The 21,041-nt window shown below is 41.2% G+C and carries 19 protein-coding genes and 1 tRNA gene; 10 read left to right on the forward strand and 10 right to left on the reverse strand.

What is annotated here, in order from left to right; translation table 11 throughout:
- Positions 1 to 635 precede the first annotated feature (635 nt).
- Complete coding sequence (locus AACT52_RS14000) at positions 636 to 848, forward strand: hypothetical protein (protein WP_073631445.1); 213 nt, start codon at positions 636 to 638, stop codon at positions 846 to 848.
- 7 nt (positions 849 to 855) lie between these two features.
- Here the strand turns inward: AACT52_RS14000 and AACT52_RS14005 are convergent, their stop codons facing one another.
- Positions 856 to 1,176, reverse strand: a complete 321-nt coding sequence (locus AACT52_RS14005; RefSeq protein WP_073631447.1) for a TMEM14 family protein — start codon at positions 1,174 to 1,176, stop codon at positions 856 to 858.
- A gap of 88 nt (positions 1,177 to 1,264) precedes the next feature.
- Between AACT52_RS14005 and AACT52_RS14010 the strand changes: the two genes are divergently transcribed.
- The 5 genes from AACT52_RS14010 (at position 1,265) to AACT52_RS14030 (ending at position 8,785) form a co-directional block, all read left to right on the forward strand.
- Positions 1,265 to 2,602, forward strand: coding sequence for an ATP-binding protein (locus AACT52_RS14010; RefSeq protein WP_073631449.1), 1,338 nt, complete (start codon positions 1,265 to 1,267; stop codon positions 2,600 to 2,602).
- A gap of 122 nt (positions 2,603 to 2,724) precedes the next feature.
- Positions 2,725 to 4,029 carry a tellurite resistance TerB C-terminal domain-containing protein gene (locus tag AACT52_RS14015; RefSeq protein WP_233153934.1) on the forward strand — a complete coding sequence of 435 codons (1,305 nt, stop codon included), beginning with the start codon at positions 2,725 to 2,727 and terminating at the stop codon, positions 4,027 to 4,029.
- Positions 4,030 to 4,179: 150 nt separating this feature from the next.
- Positions 4,180 to 5,508: an ATP-binding protein gene (locus tag AACT52_RS14020; protein WP_073631453.1), complete on the forward strand. Its 1,329-nt coding sequence runs from the start codon at positions 4,180 to 4,182 to the stop codon at positions 5,506 to 5,508.
- Between the two features lie 66 nt (positions 5,509 to 5,574).
- Positions 5,575 to 7,800, forward strand: coding sequence for a DEAD/DEAH box helicase (locus AACT52_RS14025; protein ID WP_073631455.1), 2,226 nt, complete (start codon positions 5,575 to 5,577; stop codon positions 7,798 to 7,800).
- 427 nt (positions 7,801 to 8,227) lie between these two features.
- Positions 8,228 to 8,785: a GNAT family N-acetyltransferase gene (locus tag AACT52_RS14030; RefSeq protein WP_073631457.1), complete on the forward strand. Its 558-nt coding sequence runs from the start codon at positions 8,228 to 8,230 to the stop codon at positions 8,783 to 8,785.
- Positions 8,786 to 8,865: 80 nt separating this feature from the next.
- Here AACT52_RS14030 and AACT52_RS14035 read toward each other — a convergent pair whose 3' ends face one another.
- The 3 genes from AACT52_RS14035 to AACT52_RS14045 all read right to left on the reverse strand — a co-directional run bounded on the left by AACT52_RS14035 (position 8,866) and on the right by AACT52_RS14045 (position 11,450).
- Complete coding sequence (locus AACT52_RS14035; RefSeq protein WP_073631459.1) at positions 8,866 to 9,321, reverse strand: orange carotenoid protein N-terminal domain-containing protein; 456 nt, start codon at positions 9,319 to 9,321, stop codon at positions 8,866 to 8,868.
- Between the two features lie 315 nt (positions 9,322 to 9,636).
- A complete protein-coding gene (locus AACT52_RS14040; RefSeq protein WP_073631461.1) occupies positions 9,637 to 9,816 on the reverse strand; it encodes a hypothetical protein in 180 nt (59 codons plus the stop codon).
- Between the two features lie 488 nt (positions 9,817 to 10,304).
- Entirely contained in the window at positions 10,305 to 11,450 is a 1,146-nt protein-coding gene (locus AACT52_RS14045; protein WP_073631463.1) for a nucleotide-binding protein, read from the reverse strand.
- A gap of 184 nt (positions 11,451 to 11,634) precedes the next feature.
- Here AACT52_RS14045 and AACT52_RS14050 point away from each other — a divergent pair, with 184 nt between their 5' ends.
- Positions 11,635 to 12,468: a metallophosphoesterase gene (locus AACT52_RS14050; protein WP_073631465.1), complete on the forward strand. Its 834-nt coding sequence runs from the start codon at positions 11,635 to 11,637 to the stop codon at positions 12,466 to 12,468.
- A gap of 526 nt (positions 12,469 to 12,994) precedes the next feature.
- On the opposite strand, the gene AACT52_RS14055 is transcribed toward AACT52_RS14050, so the two are convergent.
- From AACT52_RS14055 to AACT52_RS14065, 3 genes are all read right to left on the reverse strand, one after another.
- Positions 12,995 to 15,082: a hypothetical protein gene (locus AACT52_RS14055; RefSeq protein ID WP_073631576.1), complete on the reverse strand. Its 2,088-nt coding sequence runs from the start codon at positions 15,080 to 15,082 to the stop codon at positions 12,995 to 12,997.
- A 305-nt stretch (positions 15,083 to 15,387) separates the two neighbouring features.
- A complete protein-coding gene (locus AACT52_RS14060) occupies positions 15,388 to 15,615 on the reverse strand; it encodes a hypothetical protein (protein ID WP_143172783.1) in 228 nt (75 codons plus the stop codon).
- Positions 15,573 to 16,184 carry a J domain-containing protein gene (locus AACT52_RS14065; protein ID WP_073631469.1) on the reverse strand — a complete coding sequence of 204 codons (612 nt, stop codon included), beginning with the start codon at positions 16,182 to 16,184 and terminating at the stop codon, positions 15,573 to 15,575. Before AACT52_RS14065 ends, AACT52_RS14060 begins: the two co-directional genes overlap by 43 nt.
- Positions 16,185 to 16,213: 29 nt before the next feature.
- Between AACT52_RS14065 and AACT52_RS14070 the strand changes: the two genes are divergently transcribed.
- The 3 genes from AACT52_RS14070 to AACT52_RS14080 all read left to right on the forward strand — a co-directional run bounded on the left by AACT52_RS14070 (position 16,214) and on the right by AACT52_RS14080 (position 18,328).
- Entirely contained in the window at positions 16,214 to 17,311 is a 1,098-nt protein-coding gene (locus AACT52_RS14070; protein WP_073631471.1) for a tocopherol cyclase family protein, read from the forward strand.
- 30 nt (positions 17,312 to 17,341) lie between these two features.
- A tRNA-Arg gene (locus AACT52_RS14075) sits at positions 17,342 to 17,415 on the forward strand.
- Between the two features lie 382 nt (positions 17,416 to 17,797).
- A complete protein-coding gene (locus AACT52_RS14080; RefSeq protein ID WP_073631473.1) occupies positions 17,798 to 18,328 on the forward strand; it encodes a YdcF family protein in 531 nt (176 codons plus the stop codon).
- Between the two features lie 339 nt (positions 18,329 to 18,667).
- Here AACT52_RS14080 and AACT52_RS14085 read toward each other — a convergent pair whose 3' ends face one another.
- The 3 genes from AACT52_RS14085 to AACT52_RS14095 form a co-directional block, all read right to left on the reverse strand.
- The gene (locus tag AACT52_RS14085; protein WP_073631475.1) at positions 18,668 to 18,970 is read right to left on the reverse strand and encodes a DUF2288 domain-containing protein; all 303 of its coding nucleotides are present in this window, start codon (positions 18,968 to 18,970) and stop codon (positions 18,668 to 18,670) included.
- A 55-nt stretch (positions 18,971 to 19,025) separates the two neighbouring features.
- A complete protein-coding gene (locus tag AACT52_RS14090) occupies positions 19,026 to 20,066 on the reverse strand; it encodes an AI-2E family transporter (RefSeq protein WP_073631477.1) in 1,041 nt (346 codons plus the stop codon).
- Between the two features lie 284 nt (positions 20,067 to 20,350).
- Complete coding sequence (locus tag AACT52_RS14095) at positions 20,351 to 20,989, reverse strand: lysophospholipid acyltransferase family protein (protein ID WP_073631479.1); 639 nt, start codon at positions 20,987 to 20,989, stop codon at positions 20,351 to 20,353.
- Between the last annotated feature and the right edge of the window lie 52 nt (positions 20,990 to 21,041).

Here is a 21,041-nt window from a genome sequence, read left to right on the forward strand (position 1 = left end):
TACATGACATCTGAGTTAATTTCCGGAGCTACCAATGACTTTGCTACGAAGCAATCTTGCTTTTTAGAATGACTAGTAGCTGAAATTCTTACAGCAACGCTATTGCGAAGCTTACATTTTTGTGAAGTATCAAATGACTTCAGAGAAGTTACTGATTGTGCTTTTGATCTAGGAATTTTTTACCAGAAAATAAAATTCTATTTTCTGTAGTTTATGCAACATTTTATTGAGAATCCCAAGAATGCTAATCAACAAAATTTTTTACCTCTTCTTAAACTCAAAAACATTTTTTAATAAACAGATGAACTGATGTTTTGACTTCTTCTTAAACTCAAAAACATTTTTTAATAAACTCTGAAAAGAAAAAAACACTTGACAGCAAATATTGCTGAGGTAGGGTGTTACTCTACGCGTAAGCGTTGCCCTTTTAAAGGAGGCACAACTCTACGGGCGTGTACGTAAACGTGACGCACTACGTTTACAGCAATTTTGCTGTTAATTAGACTACGCCAATAAACCTAACCCTCCTTCCCTACTAGGGTTGGGGGAAAGATTCAAGGTTCCTCTGTCCTATAAGTAAAGAGGAATGGAAGCGAGATCACAAATGTGGTTCATTTACCTAAAAACCGCTAGAAATGGAGGATGAATTACGACAAAAGCCTATAGACTTCATAGAAAAAATTGATGAATGCCTAGAGGCTGGAAGTTTAGGGCATCAGTTGCAACACACCTTGGGCAATAGAATATGCGCTACCCTTGCGGAAAGCCACAAGGATAGCGCACAGGCAGGTTTTGCCTGTGTAGCCAAGCCCGTGCGTTCAAAAACCGAGAATGGTTATGACGAGTAAGCTTATGCTACCTCAGTACCGCCAGTTGAGTTACCATCGTCGCTAGTGCGAGCACACCTAAAATAGTCATGAATCCCGCAGGCATAAATTTGCGTGTTTTAACCAGTCGAAATCCAAAGACAACTATCAAAACACCAGTGATCACAGCTGCTAACGTCAAACCCCAAGTTTGTCCTTGGAGATGGACAAAAGCAGCAATCATCAGTAGTAAACCACTGATGATACCACTAATAAGAGAAACTTTGCTATTCGCTTTACGGTAGCCAATGATGCCACCGATAATAGCTAAGATGCCATAGGCAAGGGCTGCAACAATACCTAAAGTCATTGTTAAAACCTATGTAGATTTTGATTTTGCTGCAAGCATCGGCAGACAATTTACCATAGCTATTTAGCTACATCACCATAATTGATTGATGGATAATAGAGCAATCGCAAAGGTTCAATTTCTCCAGCGCCAAGCAGCGTCCCTCTTACTCTACCAATCCGTCCTCCAAGGCGAAGTGGGGATTGCATATCTTGACCTGTTACAAGCAATACGTTACACTGATGCGGACGCGCAGAGTTGTCTCCAGGCATACGGCAATTACTTCAAGTGCTTAGCTGCCAGACATCAAAACTGGGAGGAGTATCTGATGACTCAAATTCTGAGAGCAGATAATCCTTTTACTCAGCTAGCTCAACAGCAAGAATTTGAGAATTTACCGCCTGCACTAGTAGCAGCAGTTCAGCATGATTTACAAGCGTTGCAAAATCTTTATGAGTGCAGCAGCGCTGCTTTGAGTCAGTGGGTGCAAGCCGTTGCTCATCTACCCGTTTCACCAGTTGTGTGGTATGTAGAGCAGGATAGAGTAGCAGGAATTCACGAATTACCGCTCATAGAGAAACTACAACAGTTGGAAAATTGGGCTGATGCTGTGAAAGAATTGGCAGCTTATTATCGCCAATTTGGTACAGGTTTATTTGCAGAGTATAAGGCTTTGCGTTGGCAAGCTGGGCAGTTTATCGGAATACGCTATCCGGATTCAGTTGAGTTGAGTCAACTCGTGGGTTACGAGTCGCAAAAAGAAGCTTTGTTGAAAAACACAGAGTTTTTATTATCTGGACAGGTAGCGCTACACGTCTTACTTTACGGGAGTCGCGGTTCGGGAAAATCTTCTCTGGTAAAAGCTTTGTTGAAGGAGTATGGCGATCGCAACTTACGCTTACTGGAAGTGGCAAAATCTGAATTGAAAGATTTACCAAAAATTGTGGAGCAGTTGCGCGGTGTCCCACAGAAATTTATCATCTTTGTCGATGACCTGTCTTTTGAAGAAGATGACGATGCTTTTAAAGCACTCAAAGTGGTTTTGGAAGGTAATTTAACTGCACGACCGCAAAACGTTGTCGTGTATGCTACTTCCAACCGCCGCCACTTAATTCGAGAGTTTTTTGCCGATAGACCATCTCCCAAGGACAACGAAGAAATTCATGCATGGGATACTATGCAAGAGAAGCTTTCTTTTAGCGATCGCTTTGGGTTGACCTTAACTTTTGAAGGAGCTGATCAGAAAACTTACTTACAAATTATCCGGCATCTTGCGGCACAAGCTGGAATCGATATCAGTCAGGAAGATTTGGAACGCCAAGCTTTACAGTGGGCGACTCGCCATAATGGTCGTTCTGGAAGAACAGCAAGACAATTTGTTGATTTCTTAAAAGCAGATTTGACACTATCGAGTTCAACCCACTCTCCAGCGAACACAGAATTATGAAATAGAGAAATTTCATTTTTAATTTTTCTTTATTGTTGTACGAAAATGATTACACCGATAGCTTTTCCAGCGACAGTGTGAGGCTTAGTAATTTAAAAAATGCTTAGGTTGACGACTTGACTATGTTAAAAACAAGCAATATGCAATCAGCAACGGTGAGCAATCGACTTATTATAGGTATAGTTGCCTTTGGCGTGAGTTTTGGTCTTAGTCTCGTCCTTACCTGGGATTTTAACAAAGCCGTTCTCACAGGTGTAATCACTGTACCTGCGACATATCTATCAGCATTATTTGTAGATAAAAGAAGAAGAAATCATGAAATGCTCATTTTAGATTCTCTACAAAAGCGAATTAGAGACCTTGAGGGGTTAAAGTCGCGTTTTGTTGCAGAAATGAATCAAATTGAAGCACATAACGCTTCATTATATGCAGAGTCAAGCAAGCTACAAAACCAAGTCTTAGAACGACGTAACCAAAGAGATACTCTCAATAGAGAGCTAAGCACTTACGTTCTAGAAAAAAAACAGTTAGAAGCACAAATAAACTATTTACAAAATGAACTTCATGCATTAGATCAATCAAAAGTAGAACTCAATAATTCCTTTTCGGCACTAACAGCAGAAAAACGTCGTTTAGAATTGAACCATAATGTTTCGCGTGCTGAAATCACTCAACTGCAAGCTCATATAAGTGAACTTCAGCAGCAAAAACAAGAATTAGAAAGTAACTTAACTCTACTGAACAGATTAAAGCCTCAATTAGAAGAAAAATTACACGAGTTACGAGTCCAAATACAAGAGTTAGAAGCTCAGGAAAATCAGCAAAAGCAATTTATTTTAGATAAAAAAGCTGAGAAAGAACTTATAGAAGCAAACCTGAATTCCTTGCAAACCCAACTTGCAGAACAACAAACTCAACTACAACAGTTACAAGGGCAAGTCTCAGTCTTGCAAGACGAACGCGACCAGTTGCAAAGCCAAGTTTGGGAACTCCTTCACCAAATGGAAACCCTGACTACTCAGGAACAATTGAATGAAAACGAACAGGAAGCGAGCGTTGATCTGTTTCCTTTCTCTGAATTCATAGAATCCTTAGAACCAATAGAGACTAGCGATCAGCTAGAAAATTTCTCTGAAGAATGGGCTGAATTTATCGAACAGCTACACAGTTATGAAATTCAGGTATTAAAAGCAATCTTAGAGCAGGATAACCCTAATGCTGCTATTAAAAAAATTGCTGAAGAAAATATTACAATGCCAAATTTACTGATTGATTCCATTAATGAACATGCTAATGATACGATTGGTGAATTAATAATTAATCCAAGTTCGGAAACGCCAGAAATTTATCAAGAACATATGACCAATGTAAAAAAAATTATTGTAATGTACGAGGGCAAAATGGCTGGACAAACCTCATTAAATTAAATGTTTATAGCAAATTCTCATTTTCAGGTTTAGCCTGGGAACGCTTTCACAATTATGCTCTACCTTTGGTAAATTACAGGAAGCAGCAGCCCACTGAATGCCTTGCCACGCCCTTCGTAGGAACGAGAAAAATGAGGTGCAGTAATCTAGATGACAAAGCTCAAAATCTCAAAAAAAGTATCGACTGCTTTGATAAATTCTCTTGGTGCGGGAGTCGTACCCAGAGTTGGGCTGGAACACATAGCAGTAGGACGGGAACAAGAACTCAAAAGCCTATTGCAAAATCTTGATGATATAGCAGAAGGGATAGCAGCATTTCGCTTCGTCATTGGCAATTACGGTTCAGGCAAAAGTTTTATGCTGCAACTGCTTCGTAACCGTGCTATGGAACAAGGTTTTGTTGTAGCAGATGCTGACTTATGCTGGGAACGCCGACTCGCAGGAAGTAACAACGAAGGGTTGGCAACATATCGAGAATTAATGAGTCACCTCGCCACAAAAACTCGTCCAGATGGTGGTGCGTTGGTTTCCATCTTGGAAGGATGGATTAATAAAATCCAACAAGAAGTCGCTAAAGAAACCGGAATGCGTCCCAATGACGAAGGTTTTGATGACAAAGTTGAAGAAAAAATTAGGGAAGTTGTTCAGTATATTGAGGATTTAGTTCACGGATTTGATTTTGGCACCGTCATTGTTGCCTATTGGCGTGGTTACCGCTTGGATAATGATGATTTAAAAAATGCCGCACTACGATGGCTACGGGGCGAATTTACAACAAAAATTGAGGCAAAAGCTGCCTTAGGAGTGCGTGTCATCATTGATGATGAAAGTTGGTATGACTACATCAAACTCATCGCTAAATTTGTTGCTGAAATTGGTTATAAAGGTCTTTTAATTCTGCTTGATGAAGCGGCACATTTATATCAGATCTCTCCTACAGTAACGCGGGAAAAAAACTATAACAGACTGCTGGGGATGTTCAACGACACCATGCAGTGTAAAGCAGAGCATCTTGGTATTTTTCTTGGTGGTACTATAAGATTTTTAGAAGACCCAAATCGGGGGCTTTTTGCCGATGCTGCTTGGCGAAGACGGACAAAAGAAAGTCGTTTTGTGACTCAAGCAGGTGTGCAGGAGTATATGGGACCAGTGATGCGGCTTAACACACTAACAGAAGAAGAAATCCTCGCGCTTTTGCAAAGATTAACAGAAATTCATGCGATTAACTTTGGTTACGAAAAGACTTTAAAAAGCCGTGACTTGAAAGATTTTATCCAAGAAATTGTTAACCGATTGGGTACAGAAGCTTTGCTGACTCCAGGTGAAATTGTGCGAGATTTTATTAGTGTGTTGAATATTCTTTATCAAAATCCAAATCTTTCTTTTGGTGAACTCATTCATGGTGCTAATTTTAAACCTACCGTTTTGGGTAAGGATGCAGATGCGGATGAGGATGATGTTGCGGAATTTAGTTTATAAAAAAACTATAGAGGACACAGACTTAGAGGGTGCGTTAACTTAATTCTGTCAAGGTGTAAGTACAAGATGAGCAATGCTACATTTTCCAGACTCGCCCCTTTTATTCAAGAATATATTTACAATCACAACTGGACGGAATTAAGAGCAGTTCAAATCGAAGCTTGTAAAGTTATTTTTGACACTGATGCTCATTTGCTAATTGCTGCTGGGACTGCTTCGGGGAAAACAGAAGCAGCTTTTTTACCAGTTTTGACTCTATTACATGAAAACCCTTCTAGTACTATTGGCGCACTCTATATTGGTCCTATTAAAGCTTTAATTAATGACCAATTTGAACGTCTGAATGATTTGTTGAGAGAGGCGGATATCCCAGTTTGTCATTGGCATGGTGATGTTAGCCAAAGTCATAAAATGAAGCTTCTTAAGAATCCTCAGGGAATTTTACAAATTACGCCGGAATCTTTAGAAAGTTTGTTAATTAATAAACATAATGAGTTAGTACGTTTGTTTGGTGATTTGCGGTTTGTGATCATTGATGAAATCCACGCGTTTATGGGTTCGGAACGGGGTTGTCAGATTCTTTGTCAATTGGCACGGTTGGCAAGGGTGACGCAAAGACAACCTAGAAGAATTGGTTTATCGGCGACTCTTGGTGATTACTCATTGGCTGAGGAGTGGTTGCGTTCTGGGACTGATAAGTTGGTGATGACTCCAAATATTGAGGGAGGGAAGCGTCAAATTAGACTTGCTGTGGAGCATTTTTATGTTTCTGAAACGAACCGCAGAGGCGCAGAGAACGCAGAGAGAGGAAAAGAGGAGAGAGAAGGAGGTATAAGTGCATATGATAGGTATATTTTTAATTTGAGTAAGTCTCGGAAGTGTTTGATTTTTGCTAATAATAAATCCCAAACGGAATCTGTTATTGCTTGTTTGCGTCAAGTTGCAGGTGTTGAGGGGTATCCAGATATTTATCATGTGCATCATGGCAGTATCTCTGCCTCTTTGCGTCAAGCGGCTGAAGCTGCTATGCGTGAACTCAATCAACCAGCGGTGACTGCTGCTACGTTGACTTTAGAATTGGGTATAGATATTGGTTATTTAGAGCGAGTTATTCAGTTGGAATCGCCTCTGTCTGTTGCTAGTTTTTTACAGCGGTTGGGACGTACTGGAAGAAGAGGTGAAGCTGCTGATATGCGGTTTGTTTGCGCTGAGGAGAAGGTATCAAAAGAAGCATCGTTACCGGAACAAATTCCTTGGCAACTTTTGCAATGTATTGCGATTATTCAACTTTATTTGGAGGAGCGTTGGATTGAACCGATAAAGCCTTTAAAATATCCTTTGAGTTTGTTATATCATCAGACGATGAGCGTTTTAGTAGCAACAGGGGAACTACAAGCTGCTGCCCTTGCTAAACAGGTTTTAAGTCTGCCAACTTTTGCTGCTATTTCTCAAGAATATTTTAAGTTTTTGCTACGTTATTTAATTGATATTGACCATATTTACCTAACCGAGCAAGGTAAGTTAATTATTGGTTTGGCAGGGGAAAAAGTGGTAGGAAGATTTCAGTTTTATGCTGTTTTTCCGGATAATCAGGAGTATGTTGTTAAGCAAGGAAATACAGAAATTGGCAGTATCGTTACGCCGTCTCCTGTCGGACATTCATTCGCCCTAGCAGGGAAAACTTGGGAAGTTGTAGATGTTGATTTTAAAAAAAAGATTATTTTGGTGAAGCAGGTAGAGGGGAAAGCTAGTATTTATTGGCGGGGTGGTAGTGGCATCATTCATACAAGAATTTTGCAACGGATGCGACAAGTCCTGTTTGAGGATGTAGAGTATAGCTACTTACAAAAAAATGCTTTAAAGCGTTTGCAGTTAGTTCGTGAATTAGCAAGAGATGCTGGACTAGATAAACGTAATATTTTGCAATTAGAAAAAGGTAAGTGCTGCATTTTTCCTTGGATGGGTACTGTCGCTTACCGCACTTTGGAAAGGTTGCTTAACCGCTTTTGCCGCGAATCATTGGAAATTAGCGGTATCAGTGGCGATAATCCTTATTTTTTGACAATTAAATTAGCTCCCCAAAAGATTAACAATCTTTATTCTGAAATTCTTTCCTTATGTGAACAAAGAATAAAAAATGAAGATTTACTCAGTGATGCTGAAGCACCACAACTTGAAAAGTATGATGATTTTATTCCTTACCCACTTTTACGCAAAGCTTTTGCCAGCAATCATTTAGATATGTCGGAACTAAGGCAGCAAGTCGCTTTGTGGCAAAGTTATAATACTTAACTTTTTTACTTAAACTTTGTTTGCATGAAATTTTCAATAAAAATTTAAGTTTATTAAACTACTGTTCTAAAAGTTAAGAATAAAGAAAATGGAACCACAGATGGACACAGATGGACACAGATAAATAACTAGTGTTAATCTGTCTGGATCTATGGTTTTAAAGTTCAATCCACGCTTTTCATTACTCAAATGGACTGGTTTATAAGCAAGTGACTTGACAAGCTACAGTCAAAAGAAATACAAATGTAATATCACATTTTAATCTAAGGATTGCCTTTGTTGCCTGTCATTGAGTAAAAACGTCATTTTGGGCTGATAGCTGTTTCCCAAACAGCCCAAATTGGTATGAGTTCGCACTCCGCTTCTAGTGCGAACAGTTTTTGTATTGATTTACAACCTCAAAGACTTATCAACAAAGGAATCTTACATGGAATTCAAGCCTCTTTTTACAGGCAAGTTAGTTCGTCTGGCTGCACCTAAACCTCAGGACAACGAGTATTTTGCTAAATGGTCTGAGAATGACGAGTATCTGCGGGTTGCGGATAATGATCCAGCACAACCGATGACTCCTGAAGGCTGGACACAATTTGAAACAAGTGTTCTCAACTCACCAAACAGCTTCCACTTCCGTTTGCGAACTTTGGCTGATGATACCTTAATTGGCGTCGTTGGCTTGTTTCAAATCCAATGGATGCATCAGGTTGGGTTGTTGGGTATTGCCATCGGCGATCCCGCATACTGGGGTAAAGGCTATGGCACAGATGCTTTGCAACTCATTCTTGGATACGCTTTCCGAGAGTTAAACCTTTACCGAGTAGGATCATCTACGATCGCCTACAATATCCGTTCGATCAAGGCACATGAAAAAGTAGGGTTCCGCCAGGAGGGTGTCCAACGTAGCTTTATTCAGCGTGAGGGACAGCGCTTTGACCTAATTCTATATGGTCTTCTGCGCCCAGAATGGGAAAAATTACACACACAATAACTGTCAGTAGTTCAAAAGCACACAAACCCGCTTTCTCCAAGAAACCGGGTTTGTGATAGCTTAATGACTAGTTAGAATGACTATTTAGCACCGTACTCGAAAACTACGCTACGAGTAAAGTCAATGCGTTGCTCAAAATCCAAACCTTTGATTTTATTCACAAAGTCGTTTGTTTCAGCGGGCAAGTCATAATCAGAAGGTACTTGAATAACAGTACCATCTTCCATAGCCCGTGCCAATCTTAACCACACATCCAATTTAGCGCTAGAGCTTACAGCTTTATAGGCGTGGCTAATCTCACTATCTGCACCAGCAACGATATCGCGCTGTGCTTGAAGCTGTTGTTCTTTGGGTAGTGCTACGATTGTGTCGTACAAAGCTGCAGCGGTGTCTTGTGCAGAAGTTTGATTTGCTGGTGTCAGTTGATCTTTGATGTCTAGGTAGCCGAACCACAGGAAGGCTAGCTGTGTATCGACATCAAAGCGGCGAAACTGTTCTACTAATTCTTTTGTTTTTGAGTCGCTAGTGAAAGTCATAAAAATCTCCGATTGCTTACTAAACACGCAGTTGCCTAGGTTACTTACATCGCTTACCAGCAACTGCTTTACATCACTTAATAAACATTTAATAAGTTAAGAACTGGATATTAACCCTGCTACAGACATAAAAGGCGATCGCTGCTAAAGACAGATGCACATAACATATTCTCAGTTAGAGATGTGTTCACTGTGAGATAAAACGTCACTTGTTTTTTGATTTTTATTTTAACGGTATCGCGGAAGTCCCCACCTTCAATGTACTCATAAGGTGGGGATGGACAGCGGGCAACGATGAAGACATCCCCGACCAACTTAATCCGCAGGATTGACAGGACTGGGGATGGCTGAGGAGTTGCCAATCTCTGGTGTCGGCAGTCGGTCAATCCAGTCTTCTACCAATTGAGTCATCGTTTTTTCTTTACTTGCTGCATATAATCTAAGCTTATTTAAACGACGTTCAGATATCCGTAAGTTCAATCCTTTTTTATTCATATTCATCTACACAACATCTACATAAATGATAGTATATAGATGGTTGTTGACCCACCCACTCGACTCACAACAAACGGTCACAGTAGAGGTCATACTCGAACCCTCGTCTAAGAGCGAGAGAAAGGGGGAAAGATTCCGGTCACTGGTTCGCCTACTACTAAAGCGGTAAAAAATAAGCCATACAGGAATGTACGAAAAATAATAACTGTCCCAGGAAGTGGGATGGCTGCGCGGGTTCTCCACGGGGAGATAAAGGTAGCAATACCAGAGACGCTGTGTAAGACTTAGACCGGATTTAGTTCCGGACACCCAACAATGAGTGTACCCAACAGAGCAACGGCAAATGAGACGCGTTCGCGAAGCGTGCGCCTTAGCGCTTAGCCCATACTTCAAGCGAAGCTAAGTATGGGTACTTCACAAAGCAATTCTGTTTAGATAAGATAATTCGCATATTCATAATGTAAGACGTTGCATTGCAACGTCTCTACCTACTGATCTCGCAAAATTCCGATACCAGCTTTTCTTTCTATATAATCTGCCAAGCTGATAAAATCATCACGCGGGTAGCACTTTCCACCAATCAAGTCAAATGCTAATCGGCTGGATGGATTTTCTGGGTTTTCCAGAATATGTATTCCCCAGTAATAAAGTTGTTCACTAGTACGAATACAAACTTCTTGTGGGTCTATACAATGAAACTTATCATCTGTTTTGATAATGTCTTTATACGTCTCTAAATAAACCTTTCTTAAAAGACTTAATTTTTGAGAACCGGGATATTTAAAGTTATTAACTAGGACAAACAAGTGAGCATTTTTGTTAAAATGACGGATTTCTGTCACAGTATCTCGAATCACCTTCCCATGCTTGTTTATGCCTAGTGGATTTAAGGTTGTTGGTATGATGCAATAGTGAAATTTTTCAACTAAATTTGTTGGATTGCGTTCAATTGCTGGTGAACAATCGCAAATAACTATTTTACAATCACGGGCGGAATCTTCATGCCAATCCCTACCATCAAATACTTCAATCGTCGTTCCCATCCCTCTAAGATTAGGAACAAAAACACCATCTCCAACAAGTTTTTGCAAATTTTGTTCTGGATCTAAATCTACAAGTGCCACATTAAATCCTTGTAGTGCAAATGCTCCTGCTAAATGCCCTGCTATAGTCGTTTTCCCTACTCCGCCTTTACAAGTAAAAATGCCAAAATAAATCTTTTCTGGTTTAGTTGAGTTGTGGTGATTAACTTTATCTTCGTAATCAGCGCTATCGATTCCAACAAGTTTATTTTCCTTAGCAATTCCACAGCGAATTTTAGTATCTTTCCCCCAAGACCTAATTAAAGCGAGTGTAGGTCCGCTGAAACCTTTTGTTGTTATAAATAAGCCAAAATTAAAAATTTTTCCCTCATCAGAATCTAAAAAATTGGCAAATTTTAAAAGCTGTGGAGCTGCTACATTGTTTCTGAGCCACTTGAGATGAACTGCGCCAACTAAGTTTCCTTTTTTAACAACTAAATCGTAGCCAGGCTGGTTTGATTTGGTAGTTATCACTGTCCAACCTGCCCTATGGAGAAGTGTTGCTACGTGCTGTTCAAAATGACTGTAGTCTTTTATGTAAGCAAGCTCCATAGATTTGGTTTGGCGATACAGTATAGCCTATAGTAGCTTAAATCACTTTGTGATTGAGACGGGATTTAGTTTAACATTTACAAAAACTTTCATAAATTTTTCAAAAAGTCGTCCAGAATTCTATACTCATTCAGAGATGATTTGTTAAGCTGAAAACGCTGGTAGGAGGAGTAATGTCAGCGCAATGCACTGGTTGTTATCTGGACCTCTAAGCGTCGAGAAGTTGACGGTTAATATTGCAGGGTTGCCAGCATCGTTACAAGGTACGAAGCTGGTACATATGTCAGACCTGCATTATGACGGGAAGCGGCTGTCGGAAAAAATGTTGGAACAAGCGATCGCAGTCAGCAACGAAGCTGAACCTGATTTGGTTCTATTAACAGGCGACTATGTGACTGACGATCCATCACCAATTCATCAGCTGGTGCTACGACTCAAACATCTGCAAAGTCGCGCTGGGGTTTATGCCGTACTTGGCAATCATGATCTACATTACAGCCGTTCAAAAGCAGAAGTGACAGCTGCACTTGATAGTATCGATATTAAAGTTCTTTGGAATGAAATAGCCTATCCTTTAGGAAAAGAATTACCACTCGTCGGGCTAGCTGACTACTGGTCACGGGAATTTCACCCTAAAGATGTGATGAATCAGCTAGACGGTGCTACACCTTGCATCGTACTATCCCATAACCCAGATAGTGCTGAGATTTTGCAAAAATGGCGAGTAGATTTGCAACTGTCTGGTCATACCCACGGTGGTCAAATCGTACTCCCAGGAATTGGTCCTGTGGTGATGTACTATAAGCAGGCGGTTCGCAAACTTCCCAGAAAACTGCGGCGATGGATACCATTTTTGCGGGCAGACTGTTCTAAAGTCGTGAAACACTGGGAATGGGCGCAGGGTTTCCACAAGGTGGGAACGAACCAGCTTTACATTAATCGTGGGTTAGGAACCTATTCACCAGGACGTTTGTTTTGCCCACCGGAAGTGACTGTGATTACTTTAACGAGTCATTAAGATTAAACCGCCGAAAGCTACGATGGAATCTATCAGCGGCTTTCGGCGGTTTATTTGTTTGAGACGATTTAGAAGAGTTAAAAATCAGAGGAAAGTAACTAAACTAAGGTGGACAAGTTTCGCAACCAGTCTATTCACAATTGTGTGTTCTTTATTCCAGCTAGGCAGGCATGTTTGTTGATACGTTCAAAAACCTCCAGAACTCATCACTCAACTTAGGCGAAAACACATTATACAAAACACAACAACTGAGAAATGATTGCGAATCGATTAGAGCGGGAGGCACAAGCTCTAATACTAAGATGTTAGATAAACTTCTAACTTCTGGGTGCCTATCTTTAAAGTAGCATTGTCCAGTTGATGCTAGTCTATAAATTTACCAAATTTTATAACGGTTAATCCGTCTTAACATTTTCCAAAATTTCTTATAAATATAATCTTGTTTTACATTGTTCCTGGAGAAGTCGATTTGCCAATGTTTGAGTTGATAAGAAGAGCAAACTGGCGCTTTTAACTTGTGCCAGCCTCAATTGCAAGGCAATAACATGACACTATTATCACCATTGCCACCAACTGCTAGCGTCCTACCATCTGGGCTGAAAGCTAAGCAATAAATTGGCTCTTCAATCTCTGTGAAAGTACGTATTTCCTGCCCTGTGTCCACCTGCCAAAGTTTTACTGTCTTGTCTTTACTACCACTTGCAATCTGCTTGCCATCTGGACTGAAGGTAACAGAAAACACATCATCTGAGTGTCCTGTAAGAGTACGGAGTTCTTGACCGCTTGACAGTTCCCAAATCTTAACTGTCTTGTCTGTACTACCACTTGCGATCTGCTTTCCATCTGGATGGAAAGCAATAGAATGAATTCCTCCCAATTCCTGAGAATGACTTTTAAGAGTCAAAAATTTATTTTCAGCCAGATACCAAACTTTGATAGTTTTATCCTTCCTAGCAGCACCACTCGCTAAAATCTTGCCATCCGGACTGAAAGCAACGCATAAAACTTCGTCACAATGTCCGTGGAGTATAGATGTTTCTTTATATGTATCTATAGACCAAAGCTTTATGGTCTTATCTTTACTACCACTGGCTAAAGTTTTTCCATCTGGGCTAAACGCAACAGAATAAACCTTTTCTTTATGTCCTGTGAAGGTACAGATTTCCTTCCCTATGGAGATATCCAACAAGCGAATGGTTTTGTCGTCACTTCCACTCGCCAAAATCTTGCCATCAGGGCTAAATGCCAGGGAATTGACTGCTTCAGTACAGGAAAACCCTCCGGTTTCCTTGAGAATCCGGGGTTCCTTATCAGCCAGATGCCATATTTTGATGGTTTTGTCATCACAACCACTAGCTAATATTTGCCCGTTGGGACTAAAGGCGACGGAAGTCACTTTATATGAAACTTTTTTAACAGTGGTTTCAATTGTTAAATTCTCTGTTGTTGGCGCTAATGTGGGTGCCGTTACAATCGGTGCCAACACTTCATTTGTTGTGTTATTTACCTGATTCGAGCTTTGTATTGCCGTAACTGGGGGTAAGGGTGGAGAAGAATTTGTGCGTTGCTTGTTTTGGGCGACAGCTACTGGTGGTTTAGTCGTTGGTTGACCTGGGTGAGGGCTGAAACCTTCTGGTTTTTTCTTTTTTTCGGGCACATTTTGGTATTGCTGTTTGATTTGAGATAACTCTTGTAGTTCCGTCTGAATGACGGCGATCGCATACTGGAATTCCTGTATCTGCTTTTGAGTATTTGTACTCAATTGTTCTGTGAGGGCGTCGAGTTGACTCAGCTGTTGTCTCATCGCATCGACATTTTGTTCGTTCACGGTTCGCTGCAATGCTTGTATATGGTGCTGAGTATATTGATTCAATTGCTGTGTAAACGAGTCGAGTTGAGAAAGACGCTGATAAAGCGGGTCAATCTGCTGTTGAGTTGTTCTACTCAACTGTTGCGTGAGGGCGTCGAGTTGAGTCAGGCGTTGTCTGAGGGCGTCAGTATTTTGTTCTTGGTGAGTTTGCTGTAATGCTTGTATCTGCTGCTGAGTGGATTGACTCACCTGTTGTGTCAAGGCATCAAGTTGTGCAAGGCGTTCATAAAGTGGATCAATCTGCTGTTGAGTCGCTGTACTCAACTCTTGCGTCAGGTTATCGAGTTGAGTCAGGCGCTGTTTCAAGGTATCAATATTTTGTTCTTGCTGATTTTGCTGTAATTCCTGTATCTGTTGTTGAATTTTTATAGTGATCTCTAGCAAAGACCCATAAAGTTGTTCAAATTGCTCTGTAAAAATATTAAAGTCTTGCTCCTGGTTGTTTCGTAATTCCTCAAGCTGCTGTTGGGTTGTGGTACTAAGTTTTTGAGTGAAAGTATCAAAGTTTGCAAGCCGCTGTCGGAGTGGGTCAATCAGTAGGTCAAGTTTGGCAATTGTTGCTTGTTGTTGCTGAGTCGTCAAATACTTTAACCTTTCCCGATTCGCGGCGTTCAAACAAACTGTAACAGTCAAGGGAGCTGCTGCATAAATCATCTGTTGAGTGACAGCCGCTGTGACTAATCCTAGTGCAGACAGAGAGAGGGAGGCGTATTCGCTAACTTCTAGCCAGTGGAATTTGGTCATAATAGGGAGACTGTTGTGCTGGGTCCTCGAATCAAAAAACAACTTGAGTGCGTAACGCGGTTTCACAAGCCTATCCTCATCTTCTTCCAATAAATTTCTCGAATCTGTGCTTATCCTGTCTCATGTCAATGGAACATGACAAAAACAAGTGCATCAATCGGTTGGGCTAAAACGTGTAAAAATCCGGCAACAAAAGTGAAAAACCGCCCAATCGTAAGCTGCGTTTTGAGGTGAAAAATCCCGGTTTGGGGCGGTTTTTCCGCCAACATAGTGGACTTGTGATCCCGTTAACTTGTCAGCCAGGGCTATGCACGAGGTGAGACCAGTGCTGCAGGAGGAGCCAGCACTGCAGGCGGGTTTCCCACGCCCAGGTGACTGGCGTTGGTTTCCCCCTCTCCCGTTGGGCGTTGGCGCAGCCTCTGGGAAGGAGATACCCGAAGGGTGATGAGGTAGCCGGATTTTTCGCGCCTTGGATGAAACGGTAGAGATTTCATCGCCAGCGCGGCTTGAACCCTAGCAGGGACTTTATCCACCGCAAAAACCTTTCTAAAAGGGTTTTTAGCTTTGATTTTCCTCGGGTTCTACTGGAGTGTCTTGATGATGGCGATGCAGAATGAGCCTGTTTATTTTTTAACTTCGCTTCCATCTGTGCAGCTTTATTTAAATCAGCAGTGGCTCGATATTCATATCCAAGTAGGGAGCAGATAAAGCCACGGTATTTGTACGCTTCGATGTAGTGGGGATTGAGGCGAATTGCATGAGTAAAGTCTGTAAGTGCTTCCTCGTATCTTCCTAATTTTGCATTTTCTGCTCCCGAGTTGTAGAAAAGTTCGGCGTTGGAGCGATTTGCATAAATTTTTGTTTCTTTTGTTTGACTTGGCTGAGGTGCAGAACTAGGTAGATTAGATTTAAGCTTGTTGTAAGCTTCGTTGATTTGTTTAATTTTTTGTTCTGCTTCCTGTTTCTTCTGTGGATGAGAAAACCGATCAGGATGCCAAATCTTAACTAGCTTACGATAAGCTCGCTTAACCTCTGTTGGCGATGCATCAGGTTTCAGTTCCAGGATAGAGTAGGCATCATTTATGTTAAGGCGATCGCTCATACAGAGGAATTTTGCACCACGGTAAATCTATGTTAACTATTCCCACAAACCCTGATCATTCAACCCAAACACCCCATAGCGGTTACCACTGGGATGGTAGTAGTCGTCGCTTCTTTGAAGGTTGGTACTACCGGGTCACTTTGCCCGCAGAAGGTGAAACTTTTGCCTTTATGTATTCTATTGAAGACCCCATTGGCGGTAAACCCCACAGTGGTGGTGCAGCACAAATCCTCGGTCCCAACGATGAGTATCTGTGCCGGACTTTTCCGGATGTGAGCAAATTTTGGGCGAGTCGTGACGTTTTGAGCTTGGGTCATTGGGGTAAAACAAATCTACACATTCAACCTCTGTACCTACCACCACCCGAGTTTGAACACCATGTGCAAGAAGGCTATCAAGCAACAGCTACCCTAAATCAGGGGTCAATTCACGACCCTGCGACTGGGTGCTACTGTCGTTGGCAGTATGAAATCCATCCTATCTACGGATGGGGTGATAAACGAAGTATTCAACAATCAACAGCAGGTTGGCTGTCATTTTTGCAAATTTTTGAACCTGGATGGCAAATTTTGATGGCGCATGGCTTGGCTTCCGGTTGGATTGACTGGAATGGCAAACGCTACGAATTTACTAACGCCCCAGCTTACAGCGAGAAAAATTGGGGAGGCGCTTTTCCCCAAAAATGGTTTTGGATGAACTGCAATAGCTTTGAAGGCGAAGATGACCTCGCCCTCACCGCTGGTGGCGGACGGCGTGGTGTTTTATGGTGGATGGAATCTGTCGCAATGATTGGCATACACCATCAAGGCAAGTTCTATGAATTTGTACCTTGGAATTCCCAAGTACACTGGGATATTCAACCTTGGGGTAGATGGCAAATGAAAGCGCGAAATTTGCAGTACGAGGTTGAGGTAACGGGAACTACCAATTTACCCGGGACTCCTCTACGTGCGCCAACAGCCAAAGGTTTGATATTTTGCTGTCGTGACACTATGCAGGGAGAGTTAAATATAGAACTGCGAGAATTAGGTATTGGAAAAAGAAAAATTATCCTGAAAGCACGTACTTTTCTGTGTGGATTAGAAATAGGCGGCGGACCCTGGGACAATTCTTGGCAGTCGCGCTAAAACTGCTATTATCAAAAATAGTAGTTATTTGGGGCTGTAGCTCAGCAGGATAGAGCGAGCGCCTCCTAAGCGCTAGGTCGCCGGTTCGAATCTGGCCAGTCCCGTTGTCTGATAGATTCAATAAACTAGTCAAAAAACCTTTGTATCTGCTCCAGTTGCGGAAACAATTGTGCTTTGAATCTAGAAATGTTTCTTATTTATAGGCACAGTTGATACCAAATCTGCGTCTGTTACCTCCACCAGTTCCGGTTGCAAGTTGCGGCTTGTCAAAAAAAGACCGCATCGGCGGTCTTTAGGGGAGGTCTCTACAGCGGATTTGGTATAGACACATGCAACTGAAAAGTATAGTCAAATACAAATTTAGCTATACTTTTCAGAACTCTGATAATCTAGATTATTATTCTTCTGGCTATAAAATTCTGTTCAAGCAACCCAAGTGATAGACCCTTGAAAAAGACAGGATTTAAAGGTATTTCTTCTCGGTTTATGTTCCTAGCCCTACCACTGATGATGTTGTGGGGTTATAAGGAAATTCAAAGCCAATTTGTCCCGCCCCAAGCAATTTTAGTCTTGGGTGGTTCGACATCAAAATTAGAGCGAGAGAAGTTTACAGCAGATTTTGCCCGCAAACACCCGAATTTACCCATTTGGATTTCTGGGGGTAGTCCGCCGAGGGTGACCAAAAAGGTGTTTGCTAAAGTTGGGGTTGATCCAAGACGGTTGCACCTAGATTACAGAGCAAACAATACTGTGGAAAACTTCACTACAATAGTCGATGATTTAAAAAAAAGTGGCATAAAGAGTGTATATTTAGTAACTTCTGATTACCATATGCGCCGCGCCAGAGTTATCGGTGAGATTGTTTTAAGTAGTCGAGGGATTGATTTTAAACCTGTAGCAGTTCCTTCTGAAAATTCTCCTGAACCCATTGAAAAATCTATCCGTGATGGAGTCAGAGCTATAGTTTGGGTAGCAACTGGTTATGCTGGTGCTAACGAATTTCAAAACAAGCAGTAAAGGAATGTTACTTTGCTTCAAAGGCAAAGCTCTTTTCAAGACTTCCCATCGGTTTTTGCAAGGGATCTCATGAATTAAAAAACTCTATAAAGAAACCCGGTTTTAAGAAACTGGGTTTCTTTGTTGCCATAATTTTATATAGCGCAATTCAATTGAATGAAGTACAGATAAATCTCGTGTCCATCTGTACGGCAGTTGCTTCAACGGGGGGAACCCCAACGCCAGATGCCTGCGACGGGAAACCCGTCTTCAGCACTGGCTCCGCAACGCACTGCCTCGTCCATCTGTGGTTCATTATTTCTTTGTGTACCTTACCCAATTGCAAATGGCTATATTTTGTTAAGCAGCAGCTTTTTCTTGTACAAGTACATAAGGCTGGATAATCAGAGTGTTAAACCGCTTTGTATGCTGAGTGTTCCACTCTCCCAGTTGTGCCGTTGAAGGTTTGGTAATCAGTGCCTCATCTATCCATGTTTGCACTTTCAAGGTATTATCGCTAGCGATCGCTACCCCCACATCAAGTAAATCCAGTTCTACAGCCACTAAAATCACAGCATCTCGTTGTACATGGGGAATTAACCATTCCCACTCCGCCTCATCCAAATTTTCTGTTAATTGCACTCTTAAATCTGTATTAGCCATCAGTCATTCGTCAGTAGTCATTAGTTACTATATTAAACAAACCCAACATAAATAATCACTCAACTTCTGATTTCATTTCATCAATTTCAAATAAAGAAACAATTACCCCAGCAATAGGAATAGAAATAAAAATTCCTAATAACCCTGCGACTCTAGCCCCAACAAGCAAAGCAAAGAATACAACTACAGGATTAAGATTGAGAGCACCTTGCATAATCCGAGGTGAAATCAAGTTGTCTTGTATTTGTTGAAGTATGATACAAGCTACCAAAACTTTGAGCCCCATCCAAACGCTTTGTGATAACACAATTAGAGTAATGACACTAACCCCTAAAGTAGCTCCTATGCCGGGAATTATATCAATAATTCCAACGAAAACTGATAATATCAATGCAAAAGGTACTTTGAGTACCAAGAAAACAATGAAAGTCGAACATGTCAGAAACAAGGTTAATATCAATTGCCCCTGAAAAAAACCTAAAAAGATGCGCTTCGTTATTTTTGTAAATCTATTTCGTCGTCGTTCTGGTACTATTTTTATAACAAAATGCCAAAGCTTTTCGCCATCTAGTAACATAAAAAAAGCGACGACTGCAATCAAGATAAAAGTCACAAAGTTACTGAGAAAGCTTTGAAAAATATTTAAACTGTTAACAAGTAGGGATATAGCTTGATTTCGCAATTGCTCTTCGAGCGCACTTAAATCTATTTGCAAATTACGGTTACGAAAAAATTCCTCTACTCGCTCTATAAACGGTATTAAAGAGTTTAAAAATCCAGTAACACTGTCAATTAATTGTTGTCCCTGAGATAACACTGTTAAGCCTACAGTAATTGTCAGACCACCAAGAATGACAATGCTTAACAAAAAAACTACGACAACCGCTATACCATGAGGCAAAAAACGCCGTAACCATTGTACGGGATAGCTCAACAAAAAAGCTAGAATAGTAGCAAATGTGAAAATAACGATAACTGGTTCAAAGTATGCTAGAAGTTGTACAATTGCCCAGCCAGAAGCAACTAAAAGCAAAAAACGAACTAACGCCAGATTATTCAGGCGATTCCACAAATTGTTGGCATCCAAACCGCTCATATACTGTTTAGGAAGTATGCTTTAAAAAGAGCCTAATTATGATTAATTGCGTCCAGCAGCCTGGAACAAGCATAAGTTTGAACTTAAGATTTTAGATTAGGGGTTTGTGGTATTTTTCCCCACTGGTGGACGTAAAAAATCTACTGATTTTCAGATAATTATTGGCAATTATCTAAGCCCATTAGCGATTTAACATCTAAAATCCAAAATCGCATGGTTTTAAATTGACACAAAATGAGCGGCTCTTGCCACTTCCTTTAAGCATATTTTCAGGCTTTTCCAAATTATCTTCCCAAATCGTGGAGCGCGTTAATCACTGCTGCACACTTTTGCGTTACCGCCTCCAATTCGTGTTTATCAGTGGAACTGGGAGCATCAATCAAATCGCCAATTCGCACTGTTACTGGAACTGGACGAGGAGTTATCGAACCTTTTTGCTCGATCGCCTGAGTTCCCCACAAACACACAGGCAAAATAGGGGCTTTTGCTTTAGCTGCGAGCAGCGCTGCACCCCGTTTAGGGTCTGTAATGCGTCCATCTGGCGTGCGAGTCCCTTGCAAAAAAATACCTACAGCCCATCCATCATCAAGATACTTCAATGCCGCACGGATAGCAGTGCGATCGCTACTACCCCGACTTACCGGATAAGCACCGTACAACTGAATTGCTTTACTGAAAATCGGGATTTTAAACAATTCTTCCTTTGCCATATACGCCACCGGACGGCGTACGGAATTAGAAACAATTGGTGGGTCATAGTTACTGGCATGATTGCTGACTATCACCAGTGATCCGGTTGGAGGGACATTTTCGGCACCATAAATCCTTCCTTGAAAGTAATTGTGGAACATAGGACTGACCACCGACCACTTCAAGGCGTGGTAAAGTAACAAACTTACATACGGTTCGCGGCTTTGAGACATAATGCAGTGGGAGGGGGATGAGGGAGATGAGGGAGATAAGGGAGATGAGGGG

This window comes from Scytonema sp. HK-05 (genome assembly GCF_963872035.1).
In the GTDB taxonomy this organism is placed as follows: domain Bacteria; phylum Cyanobacteriota; class Cyanobacteriia; order Cyanobacteriales; family Nostocaceae; genus Kalymmatonema.

Bases quoted from the DNA above. Each gene is read 5' to 3' on its own strand.
- AACT52_RS14000 (WP_073631445.1), top strand. From the start codon at position 636: ATGGAGGATGAATTACGACAAAAGCCTATAGACTTCATAGAAAAAATT.
- AACT52_RS14005 (WP_073631447.1), bottom strand. From the start codon at position 1,176: ATGACTTTAGGTATTGTTGCAGCCCTTGCCTATGGCATCTTAGCTATT.
- AACT52_RS14010 (WP_073631449.1), top strand. From the start codon at position 1,265: ATGGATAATAGAGCAATCGCAAAGGTTCAATTTCTCCAGCGCCAAGCA.
- AACT52_RS14015 (WP_233153934.1), top strand. From the start codon at position 2,725: ATGTTAAAAACAAGCAATATGCAATCAGCAACGGTGAGCAATCGACTT.
- AACT52_RS14020 (WP_073631453.1), top strand. From the start codon at position 4,180: ATGACAAAGCTCAAAATCTCAAAAAAAGTATCGACTGCTTTGATAAAT.
- AACT52_RS14025 (WP_073631455.1), top strand. From the start codon at position 5,575: ATGAGCAATGCTACATTTTCCAGACTCGCCCCTTTTATTCAAGAATAT.
- AACT52_RS14030 (WP_073631457.1), top strand. From the start codon at position 8,228: ATGGAATTCAAGCCTCTTTTTACAGGCAAGTTAGTTCGTCTGGCTGCA.
- AACT52_RS14035 (WP_073631459.1), bottom strand. From the start codon at position 9,321: ATGACTTTCACTAGCGACTCAAAAACAAAAGAATTAGTAGAACAGTTT.
- AACT52_RS14040 (WP_073631461.1), bottom strand. From the start codon at position 9,816: ATGAATAAAAAAGGATTGAACTTACGGATATCTGAACGTCGTTTAAAT.
- AACT52_RS14045 (WP_073631463.1), bottom strand. From the start codon at position 11,450: ATGGAGCTTGCTTACATAAAAGACTACAGTCATTTTGAACAGCACGTA.
- AACT52_RS14050 (WP_073631465.1), top strand. From the start codon at position 11,635: ATGCACTGGTTGTTATCTGGACCTCTAAGCGTCGAGAAGTTGACGGTT.
- AACT52_RS14055 (WP_073631576.1), bottom strand. From the start codon at position 15,082: ATGACCAAATTCCACTGGCTAGAAGTTAGCGAATACGCCTCCCTCTCT.
- AACT52_RS14065 (WP_073631469.1), bottom strand. From the start codon at position 16,184: ATGAGCGATCGCCTTAACATAAATGATGCCTACTCTATCCTGGAACTG.
- AACT52_RS14070 (WP_073631471.1), top strand. From the start codon at position 16,214: ATGTTAACTATTCCCACAAACCCTGATCATTCAACCCAAACACCCCAT.
- AACT52_RS14080 (WP_073631473.1), top strand. From the start codon at position 17,798: ATGTTCCTAGCCCTACCACTGATGATGTTGTGGGGTTATAAGGAAATT.
- AACT52_RS14085 (WP_073631475.1), bottom strand. From the start codon at position 18,970: ATGGCTAATACAGATTTAAGAGTGCAATTAACAGAAAATTTGGATGAG.
- AACT52_RS14090 (WP_073631477.1), bottom strand. From the start codon at position 20,066: ATGAGCGGTTTGGATGCCAACAATTTGTGGAATCGCCTGAATAATCTG.
- AACT52_RS14095 (WP_073631479.1), bottom strand. From the start codon at position 20,989: ATGTCTCAAAGCCGCGAACCGTATGTAAGTTTGTTACTTTACCACGCC.